1 protein-coding gene is annotated in these 262 nt (G+C 69.5%); it reads right to left on the reverse strand.

Annotation, left to right across the window (positions count from 1 at the left end; translation table 11 throughout):
- The coding region (locus AC0IY1_RS25400; protein WP_471773351.1) for an MFS transporter at positions 1-262 on the reverse strand (262 nt) is incomplete at both ends.

Raw genomic sequence — 262 nt, forward strand, 5'->3', positions numbered from 1 at the left:
CGAGAACGGGGCGCCGAAGATGCCCGAGAGGGCCGAAGCCACGAACAGCATCGTGGTGATGCGCCCCCGCCGCGAGGCCGGGAACCACAGGGTCAGGTAGTAGAGGATGCCGGGGGCGACGCCCGCCTCCATGGCGCCGATGAGGAAGCGCAGGGCGTAGAAGTGCCACTCCTGGGTGATGAACACCAGGGCAGCGGTGGCGAGCCCCCAGGAGATCATGATCCGGGCGATCCAGCGCCGGGCGCCGACCCGGTACAGGATC

Source organism: Methylobacterium sp. AC690, assembly GCF_979256535.1.